The organism is Microcoleus sp. AR_TQ3_B6 (assembly GCF_036702785.1).
Classification (GTDB): domain Bacteria; phylum Cyanobacteriota; class Cyanobacteriia; order Cyanobacteriales; family Microcoleaceae; genus Microcoleus.
Window position 1 is genome coordinate 50,980 of record NZ_JAUBVJ010000021.1, and the last position, 17,186, is coordinate 68,165.

Here is a 17,186-nt window from a genome sequence, read left to right on the forward strand (position 1 = left end):
TTACCAATTACCAATTACCAATTCACTTAGCAAATTCTCGAATATACTTAGCAACAATCTCCGGGACTTCCTGCGGCAAATTGCTTTTCCCAGGACTGACAAATTGCAGTTCGGCATTAGGAGCCAGAGCAGCATAGGATTGACACAGAGACGAAGCGGAGGGGGTATCTTCAGAACCGTGCAACAGCAAAACAGGCGCTTTCAGCAAAGGCAAATTCTCATCAACTAGCTCCGCTGTAATTTCGGCCGGCCGGCGCCGGAACAGCAACTCCACGGCAACTGGGGACTGCATCAACTGCTGTCTGAACTTTAGCAGTCCATCAATCTTGTTTTGGCGGCCGAGCAACTTAGCAATTGGATAGATCGATCGTAGCAACCAGAAAGCCAGCGGTGGTTTGCTGTAAAGCCAGTTAGCCGTCTGCCACCGCCCCCGCCGGTTGCCAACTTTGACGCCTTCAGGGGCCAACAACACCAAACCCTGAACTCTCGCGGGATATTTGATAGCGTAGCTGGCAGCCACCCAGCCGCCCACAGAGTGACCGATTAAATAAACCTCTCGCAGCTTCAAAGTATCGAGGTATTGGGCGAGACATTCTACTTCCAGATCGATCGAATAATGAATATTCGGGCGTTCCGAGTCGCCAAACCCCAGCAAATCCGGTGCGAAGCATTGGTAGTAGGGGCTCAAATGTTCGATCGTCCTCAGCCACTGACTGCTGTCGTGCCAAGAACCGTGCAAAAATACTAAATTCGGGCCTTGACCGACTTCGTGCCAAAAGATTTGCCCTACAGAGAGTTTGACCCGAGAATTGCGTAGCGGTGAGTACATCCGGTTAAATATTTAGCAATAAAAAGATGATTAATTTAATGTTCAGAGATTGTGAATAAAAGTAGGAAAACATTAAAAATTAATTCCACCCAGGACCAGAGAACTTTTGACGGCTTTGGTAATTTCGGACTTGGCTGCACCAATTTAGATGCCCCGCCAGTTTACGCCAAAGTGGTCAGGCCTTGAAAATAGTCCTGTAAGTGCTGGTCGTTATCATGGCTGAGCGTGCCCGGAGGCAGCGATGCGGGCAAAAAAGCCTCAACCTCGCTAATTTCCAGCGTATCCTGAACTTGCATCTTTCCCTGCACCTCTGCTGCTACCACGATACAAATCGAGTGCAGGCGAGGATCTCGCGAGGCAGCCGAATAAACGCCCACCAAGCGACGGATTTTGACTAAATCGAGTCCTGTTTCCTCCGCTAATTCCCGACGCACTGTCGTCGGAATATCCTCTCCCCAATCCACCATACCTCCGGGCAGTCCCCAGCGACCGTTGTCGCGGCGGCGAATTAACACAATTCGCCCGTCAGGCAATACGGGAATCACCGCAGTACCAGTGACGGGATGTCGAAAAATTAGCCCCAGCACAGTTTGTACAATTTGCCACAATCGACGCATAAACTCAAAAGCTTGTTTAGGAGAAAGTAATTTCAGACTTCCTAGCTCTGGGATCGGGAGTCTTAATTTTTAATTTTTCATTCACGCCCCTAGTCTGGCAAGTCTGCTAATATCTCCGCTGCTTGACACTCTGGGCCCTAGAAGGGCGAAGATTCTTGGGTCATGAGGGAACGAGTGCTTAACCCCTCGCCAAGCATCTGAACCGTATGTCCTACGGCTGCAAGTCCACGTTGCCTCACTACTTGAGCGGAGGCAACGTCCCTATCAATTTCATATCCACATTCGCCGCACCGATGAATCCGTTGGCTTAACTCTTTCTTGCCCGTATGATGGTTGCAATTCGGGCAAATTTGACTGGTTCCATCCGGATTCACCTTGGCAAAATAGACTCCCCGCTTCCAGCATATCCACTCTAGGATTGAGAGAAACTCTCCAAACCCGGAGTCTAGGGTGTGTTTGGAAAACATCCCTTTCGCCCAAGCCTTAAAGTTCAAGTCTTCAGCAAATATCATTCCAGCTTCGTCGCAGAGTTTATGCGCCAACTTGAAATGAAAATCTTTGCGAGTGTCGCGAATATGTTCGTGCAACCTAGCAACTTTGGCTTGCGCTTTTTGCCAATTGTTTGACCCTAATTTTTTGCGACTAGCTCGCTGTTGAAGCAATTTCAGCTTCCCTTGGAGGTCTACAAAAAATCGAGGTCTAGCGATTTGCTCTCCCGTTGAAGTTGCCAAAAAACTTTTTAACCCTAGATCTATACCCACAGCTTGCCCGTGTGGCATGACATGGGGAACACCAACATCGGCTTGCAACGTTAGCATCACGTACCAACCGGATCCCCGTTTTACCAATTGCGCTTGCTTAGCAACAAAACCGTCCGGGATAGGACGAGACATTCGCATTTTGACCCAACCCGCGCCAGGAAGTTTAACTTGATTTTGTTTGACGGGATTGACACCCAACTGAGGGAATAGCAGCGAGCGCATTCTCCCCTGTTTTTTGAACCGAGGAAAACCTCTTCCTGACTCCCACATCCCAATGAAAGCTTTCTCCAACCTTCTCAATACCTGTTGCAGTATTTGAGAATGCGCGGCATTGAGGTTAGGGTTGTTTTTTCTGGCTTGAGTTAAAGCTTTGCACTGGGAAGCAAATGTGGGTCGGGGGGCATCTGCTGGAATGATGTATTCAGTCTTGAGACTGCAAGCGTCTATCCGGCACGACCTTGAGTTATACCAACCCTTGCGCTCGGCTAGCGCAAAATTCCAGACCTTGCGAGCCGTTTCTAGCCACATCTCGTAGGTCTGGATCTGCTGTTGCGTTAGCTTTAAAGCGTAGGTATAAGTCAGGTTTAGCATTTCTCAAGTGTATATTAAAAACAGCCCTGCTATTTTTAAGGCTTCTTTTTGATTAAAAGTCCCCCTAAAAGGGGGAGGCTTTAAACCCATTATTTTCGGTAAACATCTTCAATCCTACCATCAGGGTCGATCGCGATCGGTCGATCGAATAATTCCCATAAATTCTTTTCCCATAATTTTTTTGACTCCGTACCAGCCGTAGTTTGCCTGCGCGACTTCGGGCTTTGAGTCGCACAGCCTGGGGTATTATCCCGAGGGTAAAAGTACAGTACAACTCGTCGCCCTCGAAAATCTGCAAGAATGTGGGCCCCGGAGGTCTCGCGGGTGGGGCAGGCCCAAGACAGGAGCGTGAGTCACGGTACCTTACCGTCCTTTGTCGTATTTGTCAAGAGTGTATAAAACGCTTGAGATTGAAAACATTGCGTCCCGATCGCGCCTGGATGCCAAGCGACTTGAATCCCCGTGTTCTTTTTTCGGGGTCTGGTGCTGGGTGTGCTATGATCGTCATCGGTCTAAAATTGAGTATAACTAGACAACGTAAAAACTTAACTGGATTAGTTGAGTGCGTAGTCACACCTAACGGTGTTGCGGTTTAGGAAAGCTAAATTTGAACAAAACCTAGCTACATTAAAGAGAACTGATCGAGTACGGTAGGGCATATCGGAATTCACGCTTGGGGAGAAGACACTTATAATGCGGCGGTCGCAATCCTGTCGCAAGCAAGTGGCTTCGCTGAACCAAGAATCTAAGTCACCAAGAGTGCCACAGAGTGTCAACCTTAAGAATCCCCGGGCTTTGACGCCCGGGGAATGTCAATGTTTATTAGTGAGGTCAGAATGGCTAAGCGCCGCAATCTCAAGAAAGAGAAGGCACAACGAAATCAAGCATACGCTCGCAAGTTTCGCAAGCGGAGAAATCAAGATATGTTCTCCAACAAGAGAAGGCGATTTGACGGTGGCAACGGTGGCGGCATGGGCGCCATGAGCGGCGGCAGACAGGACAAAGACATGGCTGCTGCTGAAGATTAATTGAGTCAGGCTATCTGCCGAACTTAGAACCAGAGTGGACAACACGATCGTTTTAAGGAGAGATAGCCAGCCGGAATTTGTCCAATAACTCCACGATGTTTAGGCGATCCGATCGCGCGCAGCGATAAGTGATTTTTTCACTTGTTCAAACCCGGTACCCCCGTAACTATTGCGAGCCGCCACCACTTGCTGAGGTGCGATCGCGCTGTAAATGTCTGTATCAAAGGCTGGGTGCAAGTCTTTCCACTCCTCAAGTGTCAAATCTTTGAGGAGTTTGCCCCCCGAGAGGCAAGTTTTGACGACTTTGCCTACGAGGTTGTAAGCTTCCCGGAAGGGAACGCCTTTGGCGGCCAAGTAGTCTGCTACGTCTGTAGCGTTAGAAAAGTCTTCGGTAACGGCCGCGGCGAGGATCTCGCCATTAAACGCGATTCCTTCCCGCAGCAAAATCGTCATTGCTTCCAAGCAACCCTGTACCGTTCTCACGGTATCAAACAAAGCCTCTTTATCTTCTTGCAAATCTTTGTTGTAGGCCAAAGGAAGTCCCTTCACTACTACCAACAAGGCTTGCAAGTTACCGAATACCCGCCCCGCTTTGCCCCGCACCAACTCCGGCACGTCGGGATTTTTTTTCTGGGGCATGATGCTAGAACCCGTAGCGCAGCTATCTTTGAGCGTAATAAATCCAAATTCGTGAGAAGACCACAAAATCATTTCTTCTGACAAGCGGCTCAGGTGTACCATAATCAAGCTGGCGGCAGCGAGAAATTCTATGGCAAAATCTCGATCGCTCACTCCATCTAAGCTGTTAGCATAAACCTTGTCAAATTGCAAGAGCTCAGCAGTATAATGTCGGTCGATCGGGAAAGTCGTCCCCGCCAGGGCGCCGCAACCCAAAGGCGAAATATTCACCCGCTTGTAGATATCGCCGAGGCGTTCCCAATCGCGATCGGTCATTTCAAAATAAGCTAACAGGTAATGAGCCAAACTGATCGGCTGAGCGCGCTGCAAATGAGTGTAACCCGGGATTAAAGTTTCCACGTTACGATCGGCAATGTCGAGCAAAACCCCTTGAAATTCCCGCAATTGATCTCGAATTTCTGCAATGCGATGGCGCAAATACAATCGAGTATCAGTACCTGCTTGGTCGTTGCGCGATCGGGCCGTGTGCAGCTTTTTCCCCGCATCTCCCACGATCTCCGTCAGCCGCTTCTCTACAGCGAAGTGAACGTCTTCTGCCTCAACTCCCGGTACAAAAAGCCCTTGGCGGTATTCGGATCGGATCTGTTCCAAACCATTGACTAACTGTTCGCCTTCTGCTGCGGAAATAATCCCCGTTTTTGCCAGCATTTTAGCGTGAGCGACAGAACCCGTCAAGTCGTACTCAATCAATTCAATATCGAAGCCAATACTAGCATTGAATCGGGCGATCGCCGGGTGCAGCGCCGATTCAAATCTTTGACTCCAAGTTTTTTGTTGTGTTGTCATTGCTCAAGCTAAAACTAGATTATATATCTCTTGCAGAAGTCTATAAAAACCGATTTGTAGCAAAGACTTTAGTCCTTCCTCCGGTTTGTAGTCTGGACTAAAGTCATCCCTCCCAAATTCGGCAAGAAAAAACTCACGTCCTGACCACCAACTTTTTATACATCTGTTGACCCCAAAAAACTGAAGTCTTGACTACAAAATTGTGAAACTTTTGCTGCATCATAAAGAAGTCAAGTTTTGGCGAAAAACCTTTTTAATCCGTTCCCGATACCTTCAAAGACAATAACTCTAAGGAATAATCCCTTTAATGAACCAGCCAACAAAAACACCTATAAAAAAAGCTCCTATTTGACCAGTGGAAACAAAATTGTTCCAAGCTTTTTGGAAATCCGCAAAAATGTCGTAGCTTTGACCCAAAACCACCGTCGAGTTCAAATGAGATTTCAAAACTAACAGGTTAGCAGCATCGTTCCAATTTATCGAGCTGGTTAATCCAGCAGTAATTTCCGGCATTAAATTAACTATCATGGTTATTTTCTCCTGAAGAAGCTGTTAGCCTAAGTACAACCAGTGTCATGTCATCTTCATTGCGATTGCCGATGCCGATAAACTGGTGAACCCGATCGAACAAATAATCCAAAATTTCTTCAGAATGCTGATAATTTTGACAGGCCCACTGAAAAGCCGAGGTCAAGTTATCCTCATCAAACCGATCGCCCCTTTGATTAGCAGCATCCGTAAATCCATCTGTGTAATAAATAATAGTATCTCCTGGCTGCAATTGAACATGGGCTTCTTGGTAGTGGGAATCAGCCTCCAGCCCAATTAACATTCCCTCCAAAGTATCGAGCTGAAGAATCGAATTAGTTGCAGCTTGCCACAGCAAAGGCGGATGGTGAGCTGCATTGCTGTAAGACAGAACGCGAGTTTTCGGGTCATACTCCGAATAAAACAGAGTCACAAAACGGTGGGAATTTTCCAAATCCGCGTGCATTACCCGGTTTAAATGTTGCAAAATTCTCGCAGGCGAGTGCCGGTTCAAAACCTCGGCTCGCAGCATACCCCGTGTCATCGTCATCAACAGGCCAGCCGGCACTCCTTTGCCCATCACATCGCCGATCACAATGCTCCAGCGACCCTTGTCGATTTTGGACTTGAGATTTTTAATCAGGGATGGGGGGTGTTCCCCCTCATCTTCCTTGCCGATCGGGTCATAGTCAGCGGGAATAAAATCATAATAATCTCCGCCAACCCTGCTAGCAGTTTGGCAGCGGGCGGCCACGTCAAGGCCGGGAATTTTCGGACAACTGCGGGGTTGCAGCCGCAATTGAATTTCCGCCCCGATTTCTAACTCTCTGTCTAAGCGGTCTTTTTCAGCCAACTTAACAGTAAGTTCATCTTTGCAAATCGCCACGGCGGTTTGATCCGCCACCAACCGAACTAATTTCTGTCTGCTGGGAGTCCAGAGATATTGCGGGTCACTGCTAAAAACATAAAGCCGTCCGCATTCCAAATTCTTAACTAAAATTGGCGCCCCAAACAAATGAACATCCGGGCCCAAATAACGGCCGACTTGCAGGTCGAGACTAGAGGTTTGCCCAGAGGTTTCCGAAAAAGATGCAGCATTCGCGCCCGCACCTGCTGTAGCTTGCCTGGTGGCTATTTCCAGCGCTTTTCGCATATCTTGGCACTGCCGTCCTTCCTGACAGTGCAACTGCTGGAACCTGACTTGACCGTTGGGTTTAAAAAGCACTAAAGCTCCCCCGTCGGCGTCAGTAACGCGAGTCGCCACCAAAGGCACCAACTCCAAAAATTGGTTGAGATTGTTAAAACTGCGCAGGGCAAATCCCAGCGAACCCAACATATCTTGAACGTTGTGCTGGTATCGGTGCAAGCGCGCCACCAGTTCTTTGAGGGCAAATACTGGCGTCGCGTCGGTGGAATTGCGACCCTGAGGGCGGTCAGCAGGTTGAGGTGAGGGGCGAGGCAAAGGCACAGCAGTCATATTAAATTTGTGATTTTCGATCTTAGATGGAAAAGGAAGGATTGAGGACTTACGGACCACTTGAACAGAAACCCGTTTTTTTTCGATCAAGTAGTTTGGTTTGAGCAAGTAAGTTGGGCACGCCGGACATTGGTATCAACTTAAGTCTGAAATTCTTAAGAAATCTCGTTTATAGCTGAGTCTATATCCCCCTAAATCCACGGCCCTTGCTTTACTTGGGGGGCCCAACCGACCGCAGCGGCTCCCCGAATCGTTGCGGGGACTTTGACCATTTTCTGCCCCCCCGACTATCAGGGGGACGCCAGGGGGCTCGGGAAGACTTTGTAATCAGACAGCAGACTGATACTAAATTTGAGCTTAATTTGACACGCTTTGATATCAAATCCCTTAGCATCGGAATAATAAATTCTACTTGACGGTTGACAGTTGACAGTGACCCGTCAACCGTCAACCGTCAACATCACGGACGGTGTAACCGTCCATGATATGACTCGCGCTTTGATCCCAACCAAGTAATAAATGAACGAAGGTATTGTTTCTAGATATTTAGTTTTTACTCGCCACCGGGTGGCGATCGGCGCAAGTCCTGCGATGGTAGTTTAAGGTTAAGGATTTGAGATTTTGAACCTCTGTATCCGCCTCCAAAAATGGGGACGACCACAGATACCTCATCAATCTAAAATCTAAAATCTAAAATCTAAAATCGAGTAGGGCTTCCACAAATTCGTAACTAGAAAACGGACGCAAGTCTTCGATGCTTTCCCCGACTCCAATAAACCGGATTGGCAGACCAAGCTGCTGCACAACAGCTAGGGCAACACCACCTTTAGCAGAACCGTCGAGTTTTGTCAATACTACTCCGCTTAATTTTGCCGATTCTGCGAATACTTCTGCCTGTCGCAAACCATTTTGACCGAGTGTGGCATCCAAGACCAGTAGAGATTCTACGGTAGCGCCTGGAGCTTTCTTATCTACAATGCGACGGATTTTACTTAATTCGTCCATCAGATTTTTTTTGTTTTGCAGGCGGCCTGCGGTGTCTACGATCAGCAGTTCTGTGCCTCGGGCGCTGGCGGCGGCGATCGCATCAAACACAACAGCAGCCGGATCGGTATTCTTCCCGGGGTTGGCAATAATTTCGACCCCACTGCGGGAGCCCCAAACTTTCACCTGTTCGACGGCGGCAGCGCGGAAAGTGTCGGCGGCAGCAATCAGGGTTTTGTAGCCGGATTTTTGAGCAATGTGCGCTAGTTTGCCGATCGTCGTAGTTTTGCCCGCACCGTTGACTCCCACGATTAACCAGATGTTGAAAGTGTCTTTTTCCGGGGCAAATGTCAGGCTGTAGGCGGGATGAAGGGCGGCGGTGGAGGCACAGGGAGCGTCGAGAATGTCGCGCAGGATGGTTTTGAGGTAGGCTAGAGCCTGTTCTGGCGGCAGCACTTCTTGTTTGAGTCTTTCTTGGAGGCGAGTGATAATGATGTCGGTGGCTGCGACTCCGACATCGGCTTGTAGCAGCAAAGTCTCAATTTCCGCTACCGCGTCTTGATTGAGCGGGCCTTGACCGACGATCGCCTTTAGTTGATTAATTAAGCTGCGGCGAGTTCTTTCTAAGCCTTTCCGCAGTTTTTGCAGCCAAGTGATTTCTTCAACGGATACTTGGTCTGGGCGGCGGCCTTGACTGGCTAAGATTTCTGAAGACCACAGGAAGCCTTCGTCAAAGGCGAAACCGGGAATTTCTTCGATAATTGCGGCTCTTTCGGCGGCGGCTGCAATTGCCTCTGGTTCTTCAATTGCGGTTTCTTTGAGGCGTTCGATGCGCTCCATCCGATCTGCCTGAGCTCTGGCCCAAAACGGCAGGGCTTCGGCTACTTCGCCGTCGGATGGGAGTGATTCGGTTTCTACAACCTCAGTTGCAGGTTCGGCAATTTCTATATTTTCTGCTGTAACTTCTAATTGTTGAGCCATAGGTGCAATGTCGATCGCCCCGGCTGTTGGTTGCAGAGTTTCTGCAATTTCTGCAGGCTCTGCTGCATCGAGTTCGATCGCATCGGTAGCTTCAAGTGCCGAGAAAGGTGCTGCCACTTCTAGAAGTTCTGCAACAGTTGGTGCTGTGGGTGCTGGTTCGAGTTCGGGAGCCTCCCTTACTTCAATAGTCGGCGCTTCTGCAACTTCTGCAACTGTCGCGATTTCTGTGGAGGCTGCGGGAACCTCGGGCCCTGCTGTCTCTGAAACTTCTGTTTCGGGCTTTTGCTGTTTTTGAATATTTTTGTAAGCAGCTTTAGCCCAATTGAGATAATCTTCGGCTACAGCAGGAGAGCTTTGGTCTGTTGTATCTGTTTGAGGCTCAATCGGTGCGGATTTTGCCGGCTCATCTGGCGGCTGTTCGGGGGGTGTCTCTTGTTCAGAAGATTTGCTTTCGCTGTACTGGCGACGAAACCAATTAAAAACCATAGGAAATTGGGAATATAGTTATTAGTCCCTAGTTTAAAGCGGATTGCCGATTGCTGATTGGTGATTGCGGATTGCTCATGACTCCGCCTCAGGTGCGCGGCCGTTCGGGCACCCTACAGACTGCGGGGTAAGGTGCGCGGCCGTTCGGGCACCCTACAGACTCTTGAGTGATGGTTGAGGACTACTGATTAACAACTTCTGCGTTGATTTTATCGACTACTCGGCGGAGGACTCCGTTGATAAAGCGATGTCCTTCGTCGCCGCTGTAGCGTTTTGCGAGTTGGACGGCTTCGCTGACGCTGACTTGTTCGGCTAAGCCGAGATATAGGATTTCGGCGATGGCGATTCTCATGATATCTCGATCGATCCGGGCCAAACGTTCTATTTGCCAGTCTACCAGCGCTTCCGAGAGCAATTCGTCAATTTGAACACGGTTGGCGCTGACTTTCGTCAGGATTTGCAAAGCATAGGTGCGGACATCTTGCTGGTTGGCTAGCTGGATCAGTTCTGGAAACTCCATTGCGGAACCGAGACGGTTGATCGCGGTTTGGGCGAGTTCCACTGCTTCCCGCACCATTGCCCTAGAACTTTGTATATCGGCAGCGCGGATTTCGCTCGCCAGCAGTTTGTCGCTACTCCGCTGCACTTCGGATGCTGCTGCTTCTAGGGCTTCTTGAACTTCTGTTGTCAGGGCGCGGATGGCGGCGAGGACAACATCTTGCAGTTTCTTGGCTTCTAAGAGTTCTGGATTCGTCGGCAGTTGGCTGATGCCGAGGAGGGCGAGTTCGCGTGCTGTTTCGCGGGCTTTTTTCATAGTTTTTAGATAACAATTGAGAATTTAGGAAGTTTTTCGATCGCGCGCGGACTTGAACTTTAGCAGAAAACTCAACTAAAAGCGGTACAATACTAGCCGTCTGACTCGCCAGCGGCGGGTAGTTTACAGATACTTAGCCCTCAAACCCAAGATTTATGCTCGAAACCGGGTTTCTGAGTATAGGCTTTCTCGGTTTGGGCTGGTTTTGTCCAAATTTTATCTGCTATGGAGAAAGTTTACACGACCGGCGCGGGTCACTAAAGATGTCTTGGTTCACTCTTCTTCGACTGGGACGGGCTGGTATCTTGATTCGGATACTAAGGGTTCGAGTGTTTTGCCCTTGATTTTTTCGGGGGTTACGGGAACTGAGTTGCTGGGGTTGACGATGCCACCAGAGATGATGACTTTAAAGGCATCTTCGATCGACATTGACAAATTGACTACATCTGCCTCCGGGACTATAGCGTACCATCCAGTGGTGGGATTGGGAGTGGTGGGGATGAAAATGCCGATCGGGGTTTCGCCCGACAGGTGAGGCGGCATATCGTTAGTCTCGATCGTACCGGTCACAAATGCTAAAGTCCAGACTCCCCGGCGGGGATATTCCACTAACACCACGCGGCGAAATTTGTCGTTTGATTTGAGGAGGGTTCCCAGCAGTTGTTTGAGGGTTTTGTAAACCGAACCCGCTAAGGGAATTGCCTGCAACAGCCGTTCGCCAAAGTCTAGCAGCCACTTGCCGAAAATGTTGCGGGCCATTAAACCGATGATTAATATGCTCAGCAGGGGTACAGCCAGCCCTACTAAGAGATTTAGCAGATTCACCAAAATCGGGTTGAGTCCGTCAAAAGGGTTGATCTGCTTGGGAATTTTGGTGAGAAAATTGATCACCCAACTGGCGACGGTAATTGTCAGCCAGATGGTGGTAGCTAAGGGAATCACTACCAGTAGACCTGCGATCAGGTCGTTTTTTAAGTCTTGTTTGATGCGTTGGAGCACGGCGGGTCAAATCTCCTCGTAACTGATTGCCAATAAGGTGAACAAACCTGAGAATGACGGCTCAAGCGCCCTAACTCGTAGACGAGTATAGGGTGGACTTCTGAGCTAATCCTGCGTCTACATAGGAAACACACAGGCTCGCTTTAATCACTCTCCGCCCGACAGCAATGTTTTTAACATTAATCGCAGCATTCACATCCCGATCCAATTCCCAACCGCAGAGGTGGCAACTATGCCATCTGTTTGCAATGGTTTTAGGGATGCGAGTACCCCAACTAGAACAGTTTTGGGTTATGCCGTTTGGATGCACAGCTATAGTCATCTTGCCAGCACTTTTGGCCTGGCCTGCCACAATAGCTAGAAATTCACTCCAACCAGCATCTCGAATAGATTTCGCAAACCTAGTTTTCGCCCAACCTTTTACATTCAAGTCTTCAAAGCCAATTACGTGGTACCTATCAAGTAATTGCTTTGCCGTCTTGTAATGAAAATCTTTACCTTGGCCAGCCACTTTCTGATAATGTCTAGACCCAAGTTTAACCGCCTTACCTCTGCGATTACTGCGTTTCTTCTTACGAGAAACAGACTTGTTTAATCGCTTTTTAACCGCTCCAGCTTTCCTGGCCAACTGAGGAATTGGCACTGTATCGGCCTCACTGGTATTCAAAAAATCCTTGAGTCCCATATCAATGCCCACTACCTTTTCACGATTGAAATCAGGGCTAATTACTGGCACTGATTCATCTTGCAAAGTTAAGGTCACATAGTAGCCATCAGCAGCAAATACGATAGTCGCAGTTTTGATTTTGAAGCCATCAGGAATAGGATGATCCAGGATAATCTTCACATCACCAATTTTGGGCAATGTGATGCGATTACCTTTAATGCAGTCCTGCTGCATCTGGGTGTAGGTGAAGCGGTGATGTCTGCTTCTACCTTTAAAGCTTGGCTTGCCAGAACCCTTGTCTGACGAATCCGCCTTGATATACCTGTCAAAAGCTTTCTTGACTCTCTCAATGCAATTGAGCAATACCTGAGAGTGAATGCCTGCGTATGCAGGGAATAGCTTTTTGGTATTCAGTAAGTCTTTCTTCTGCCAATAATAGTCAGGTTGTTTGACTATTGGAGCGATACTGCATGATACAAGAGAGCAAAAATTAACGGGACTTCCAGTGGACTCAAACCAGTTGAACTGCTCTGGCCGCCTCCAGTTATACTGCATACGCAACAAGCCTAGCCAATCGTCAAATTGACTGGCTTGCTCTTTGTTCGGGCGTAATTTGTACTGATGGGCTGTTATCATGACATAATTGTACCATATATAAGCCAGTAAATACAATGAAAAAGATTACTTTTCAGCTTTCGGACAAGGAGTTTGAATTGCTTGAATCATATTGTAGTGAGACAGAAAGAGGAAAAACAGAAGTTTTAAGGGAGTTGATAAGAAGCTTAAAAGTTACCTCTAAAAGCGAAGATAATTGTTCGTCTGCGGGGTGTCGAACCCCTTGACAAGCGAATTTCAAAGGTGGTACCCGCCACGTGATTTATCCGTGGAATCAATCCCAAATCGAAAATCGAAAATCCTCAAGCCTTCGCATTTATCCGTGGGGTCAATCTAAAATCTCAAATCTAAAATCTAAAATCGATTGACTCAGGCGCCTTTCATCCCGACGCTCACCTGAGTACAGGTAGAGCGCGGGGTTTCCCGTTTAGGAGAAGGAAGAAACTCCACGAGCGAAGAGTGAAATTGACCATTTTTATAGTTTTCCATCCGACCTTTGAGCACCCTTTCTTCAGGGAAGAGTTAGGGGGTAGTGACTCCTTGTCCTGTACTTGTATTGTAAAGAATTATTGCAAATTAGTGGCTGTCTTTAATATGCGCGATCCCTGAACCACTTTACCCTATTGTATATTTTAAGACAATTTAGCTCCGCAGCGAACAAATAAGCTCACAGCAGCGTTGAGGCTGATGGAGGCGGGGCGTTTCCTGTAGAGTGCTTTTGGGCTTCTTCCACCCATGAATTTTGAGGGTGGGGCGGGTTAAGCTGCTGCACCATCCTAGATTGTCTATTATGTTCGAGGGTCCGAGGGCGAGAAGGGGACAGGGGGAGAGGTTTTGACGACTGGGGAATACGGCATTGAAATATGAAGTTTAATAAATGCAGAACACCCCACAGGGAAAATCAAATTTTTGTGGAACAAGCCAAAAAAGCTGTGATTGAGAAAGGGGACATATCTTAGGTTAATTTTTGTAAAAGATAAGATCCTTGTTAGACTATTTGATTATAGTTTGAAAAGCCGTAAAATATACAGTCCTAGACGCATTCCGACGCCTCGAAATCGGTTTTTTTACCGAGTGTGCGGGTTCGGACGAAGTCTAATCGTCCATCAAACCCGCTTTCTGGCCCGCCATGGGTACAGAACTAATATAGTCAAATTTATTTCCGGTGGCGGGAGTCCCCAAAAAATAGCTTATGTTTAAGACAGCAGGACTGTTTGAAGAAAACCCTATTCAGGGAAATGTTGCGGGTGTTTCAGCGGGAATACCAGACTTATTTGGCAGTAAGTTCGATCGCTTAAATCAAAGTAGCAAAATTGCCGTAGGCGATACCAAGGCTTTATTTGATACCAGCTACAATTTGACTCAAAAATTAGATTGGGAGGCTGCTGCGACTGGTAGTGCGATCGACCTTTTGGATCCCTTCACCAACTTCGGCCTGCCGCCGTCAGCAGACGACAATCTTAAATTTGATAGTAGTCTAAAATCCCAGACCGATGTCTCCACTCAAGTTCACAGAGACGAACTCACAGGGATGAATTTTGCTGTTGGTGATAGTAGTGGCGGGCCCGAACTCACGCAATCCCGAACTTCTTCCCTATTACCTTCGGAAAAATGGGCTTTCAATTTTAAAGATTACACCATCGACCACCAAGGTTTGAACACCCTAAATATCAAAGTTGATTACGGCTTAAAACCGGGAATTACCAAAAACGAATATCCAGATTTTGTGCCTATTTACAAAAGTATTGATAACTTCCTATTTAACTACCCGAACGAAACAGATTTTTGGGAAATTGTTAACAAAAATTTGACAGCAAAGGTGCTTGATGAAAATCCGGGACTAACAGATATTAGCATTCAACTTGAAGTTTTGCCAACAGATAGATTGCCCTACGATCGCACAAGTACAGTTTTCCGCAGTCGTTCCGGTCAACTCAAAGAAGATGGTAATTTATCCTTGAAAGACTACGCAATTAATCACCAAGGATTGAACAAGATAAATATTGATATAGGTTACCAGTACAAGCCGGAAATCACCCCCAATGAATATCCAGATTTTCGGCAAATTTACAAGAGCATTGATAACTTTTTAATCAACTATCCGAACGAAACAGATTTTTGGGAAATTGTCAATAAAAACTTGACTCAAAATATCATCAATGAAAATCCTGCCTTGGCGGCAATTGATATCAATCTTAACGTTTTGCCAAGCCAAAGCTTGCCCTACAACCGCACCAGCAAAGTTACTCGCACTCAACCCAGCAATCCTCAAGGAACTTTCCTAGTTGGCAATACCAGGGGAAATAATGTACTTCGTTTTGACGGCAATACCGGCAATTATCTAGGCGAATTTATTCCACCGGGAAGCGGGGGTTTGTCCAATCCCGATCAGATCGTTTTTGGACCCGATGGCAATGGCGATAATAAGTCAGACATTTACGTTGCTAGCGGCGAAGAACCCGGAAATTCCGGAGAACCGACAGCATCTGCCGTATTGCGGTATGACGGAATTACTGGCGCATTTATTGACAAGTTTGTCAGTGATAATCCGAACACGGCAGCCGATGAAACTGGCGGATTGTCTCGCCCTTACGGTTTAGCTTTTGGTCCTGACGGTAATTTTTATGTCAGCAGTTTTTTGAGCGACCAAATTCTCCGATACAACGGCAAAACAGGACAGTTTATTGATGTATTTGCTTCGGGAAATCAGCAAGCGGGAGGATTGAATGGCCCGAACGGTTTACTGTTTGCTCCTGATGGCAATTTGTACGTGACAACCCAGGGGAGTGTTGCTCGCGATGGTAAAGCAGATTTTAGCGCTGGTTTCCTCAGTCAGGTGCTGCGTTACAACCCGCAAACCGGGCAGTCAAGTATCTTTGCTTCGCCCGATCCTTCGCCTCGCAGTCAGGGATTTACAAGTCTTTTGGGAATGGCAATCGGCCCCGCTGACGGCGACCTTTATGTCAGCGATTTTGCTAACGATATCAGGCGCTACAATTTAAAAACCGGGGAATTGGTCAAGGTTTTATCTACCAATTATACTGATACTTCGCCCAGTAGCAATTATCTAGGTAGTTTGGCTTTTTCGCCGATCGGCAATTTGTTTGTAGTGGGCTTTGACAACCGCGCTAATGCTAACAATGCCGGCGCTGTTTTGCGGTATAATGGCAAGACAGACGAACCGCTGCCAATATCGGGAAATCCTGGGTCGAGTAACAGTTCTATTTTTGTCCCTCCCGACAGCAAGCTACAGCGTCCAATAGGAATTTCTTTCTTTCCGTCCGATGCTAAACTGACGCAGAAATGGAATTTTACCTTGGCAAATTACCCAATTAATCATCAAGGGTTAAACAACCTGAATATTGATGTAAATTATAAGTACAAAGACGGGATTCAAAATTCTCAGTATCCTGATTTTGTGCCGATTTACAATAGTATTGAAAATTTTTTAGTCAACTACCCAAACGAAACGGATTTTTGGGAAGTTGTTAACAAAAATTTGACCGAAAAAGTGCTTGCTGACAATCCGACCATTTCGTCGCTGACGGTTAATTTAGATGTTTTACCGACAAACCGATTGCCTTACGAGCGCAGCAGTACCGTTACTCGCACTCAAGATGGTAAATTAGGTGAAGCCTGGGATTTCAAGATTCCTAATTACTCGATCGCTCACCAGGGTTTGAATAACCTCAATATTGATGTCAAATATCAGTACAAACCCGGAATTAGGCAGGATGAATATCCAGACTTTGTGCCGATTTACACAAGCATCGACAATTTCTTGACTAATTATCCCAATGAAACGGATTTCTGGGAAATTGTTAATAAGAGTTTGACGCAACAGGTGCTGGCCCAAAATCCGGCTTTGGATTCCTTGCAAATTGGTCTGGAGGTTTTGCCGACTAATAGATTGCCTTACAATCGAGCTAGTATTGTGTCGCTCGCTTAGCCTCTAATTGAAAATTAGATCGATTCCGGTTGCACCGTCCGTGATTGTTGACTGTTGACTGTTGACTGTTGACTGTTGACTGTGTTGTTTGACGGGTTCCCAGGCTCTAGCTGATAACGCAGAGAAAGGAGGCTGTGCCTCCAATTTTCCTCCGCAATTGAGGCTCTTCCTCGCTGATATCGCATAGCGAGGCTCGACCTCGAAGTTCAATCTCAAATCTCAAATCTCAAATCTCAAATCGATTGACTGTGTTGTTTAACGGGTTCCCAGGCTCTACCTGATAACGCAGAGAAAGGAAGCTGTGCCTCCAATTTTCCTCCGCAATTGAGGCTCTTCCTCGCTGATATCGCATAGCGAGGCTCGACCTCGAAGTTC

The 17,186-nt window shown here is 47.3% G+C and carries 13 protein-coding genes; 2 read left to right on the forward strand and 11 right to left on the reverse strand.

What is annotated here, in order from left to right:
* Window positions 1–22: 22 nt before the first annotated feature.
* The 4 genes from QUB56_RS12960 to QUB56_RS12975 all read right to left on the reverse strand — a co-directional run bounded on the left by QUB56_RS12960 (window position 23) and on the right by QUB56_RS12975 (window position 3,142).
* Window positions 23–829, reverse strand: a complete 807-nt coding sequence (locus QUB56_RS12960; RefSeq protein WP_332955623.1) for an alpha/beta hydrolase — start codon at window positions 827–829, stop codon at window positions 23–25.
* Window positions 830–990: 161 nt separating this feature from the next.
* Entirely contained in the window at window positions 991–1,446 is a 456-nt protein-coding gene (locus QUB56_RS12965) for an NUDIX hydrolase (RefSeq protein WP_332955624.1), read from the reverse strand.
* A gap of 137 nt (window positions 1,447–1,583) precedes the next feature.
* Window positions 1,584–2,798 (reverse strand): transposase, encoded by a 1,215-nt coding sequence (locus tag QUB56_RS12970; protein ID WP_332955625.1) that lies wholly within the window; start codon window positions 2,796–2,798, stop codon window positions 1,584–1,586.
* An 89-nt stretch (window positions 2,799–2,887) separates the two neighbouring features.
* Window positions 2,888–3,142 (reverse strand): redoxin domain-containing protein, encoded by a 255-nt coding sequence (locus QUB56_RS12975; RefSeq protein WP_332955656.1) that lies wholly within the window; start codon window positions 3,140–3,142, stop codon window positions 2,888–2,890.
* Between the two features lie 492 nt (window positions 3,143–3,634).
* Here QUB56_RS12975 and QUB56_RS12980 point away from each other — a divergent pair, with 492 nt between their 5' ends.
* Window positions 3,635–3,826, forward strand: a complete 192-nt coding sequence (locus QUB56_RS12980; RefSeq protein WP_041623140.1) for a hypothetical protein — start codon at window positions 3,635–3,637, stop codon at window positions 3,824–3,826.
* Window positions 3,827–3,925: 99 nt separating this feature from the next.
* On the opposite strand, the gene argH is transcribed toward QUB56_RS12980, so the two are convergent.
* The 7 genes from argH to QUB56_RS13015 form a co-directional block, all read right to left on the reverse strand.
* Window positions 3,926–5,311, reverse strand: a complete 1,386-nt coding sequence (argH, locus tag QUB56_RS12985) for an argininosuccinate lyase (protein WP_332955626.1) — start codon at window positions 5,309–5,311, stop codon at window positions 3,926–3,928.
* A 288-nt stretch (window positions 5,312–5,599) separates the two neighbouring features.
* Window positions 5,600–5,839, reverse strand: a complete 240-nt coding sequence (locus QUB56_RS12990; protein ID WP_332955627.1) for a hypothetical protein — start codon at window positions 5,837–5,839, stop codon at window positions 5,600–5,602.
* The gene (locus tag QUB56_RS12995) at window positions 5,829–7,316 is read right to left on the reverse strand and encodes a PP2C family protein-serine/threonine phosphatase (protein WP_332955628.1); all 1,488 of its coding nucleotides are present in this window, start codon (window positions 7,314–7,316) and stop codon (window positions 5,829–5,831) included. Before QUB56_RS12995 ends, QUB56_RS12990 begins: the two co-directional genes overlap by 11 nt.
* A gap of 690 nt (window positions 7,317–8,006) precedes the next feature.
* Entirely contained in the window at window positions 8,007–9,767 is a 1,761-nt protein-coding gene (gene ftsY / locus QUB56_RS13000) for a signal recognition particle-docking protein FtsY (RefSeq protein ID WP_332955629.1), read from the reverse strand.
* A gap of 181 nt (window positions 9,768–9,948) precedes the next feature.
* The gene (nusB, locus tag QUB56_RS13005; RefSeq protein WP_332955631.1) at window positions 9,949–10,581 is read right to left on the reverse strand and encodes a transcription antitermination factor NusB; all 633 of its coding nucleotides are present in this window, start codon (window positions 10,579–10,581) and stop codon (window positions 9,949–9,951) included.
* Between the two features lie 273 nt (window positions 10,582–10,854).
* Window positions 10,855–11,580, reverse strand: a complete 726-nt coding sequence (locus tag QUB56_RS13010; RefSeq protein WP_332955632.1) for a DUF502 domain-containing protein — start codon at window positions 11,578–11,580, stop codon at window positions 10,855–10,857.
* A 70-nt stretch (window positions 11,581–11,650) separates the two neighbouring features.
* Window positions 11,651–12,883, reverse strand: coding sequence for a transposase (locus QUB56_RS13015; RefSeq protein ID WP_332955634.1), 1,233 nt, complete (start codon window positions 12,881–12,883; stop codon window positions 11,651–11,653).
* A 1,171-nt stretch (window positions 12,884–14,054) separates the two neighbouring features.
* Here QUB56_RS13015 and QUB56_RS13020 point away from each other — a divergent pair.
* Window positions 14,055–16,811: an NHL repeat-containing protein gene (locus QUB56_RS13020; RefSeq protein ID WP_332955636.1), complete on the forward strand. Its 2,757-nt coding sequence runs from the start codon at window positions 14,055–14,057 to the stop codon at window positions 16,809–16,811.
* The last annotated feature ends 375 nt before the right edge of the window (window positions 16,812–17,186 follow it).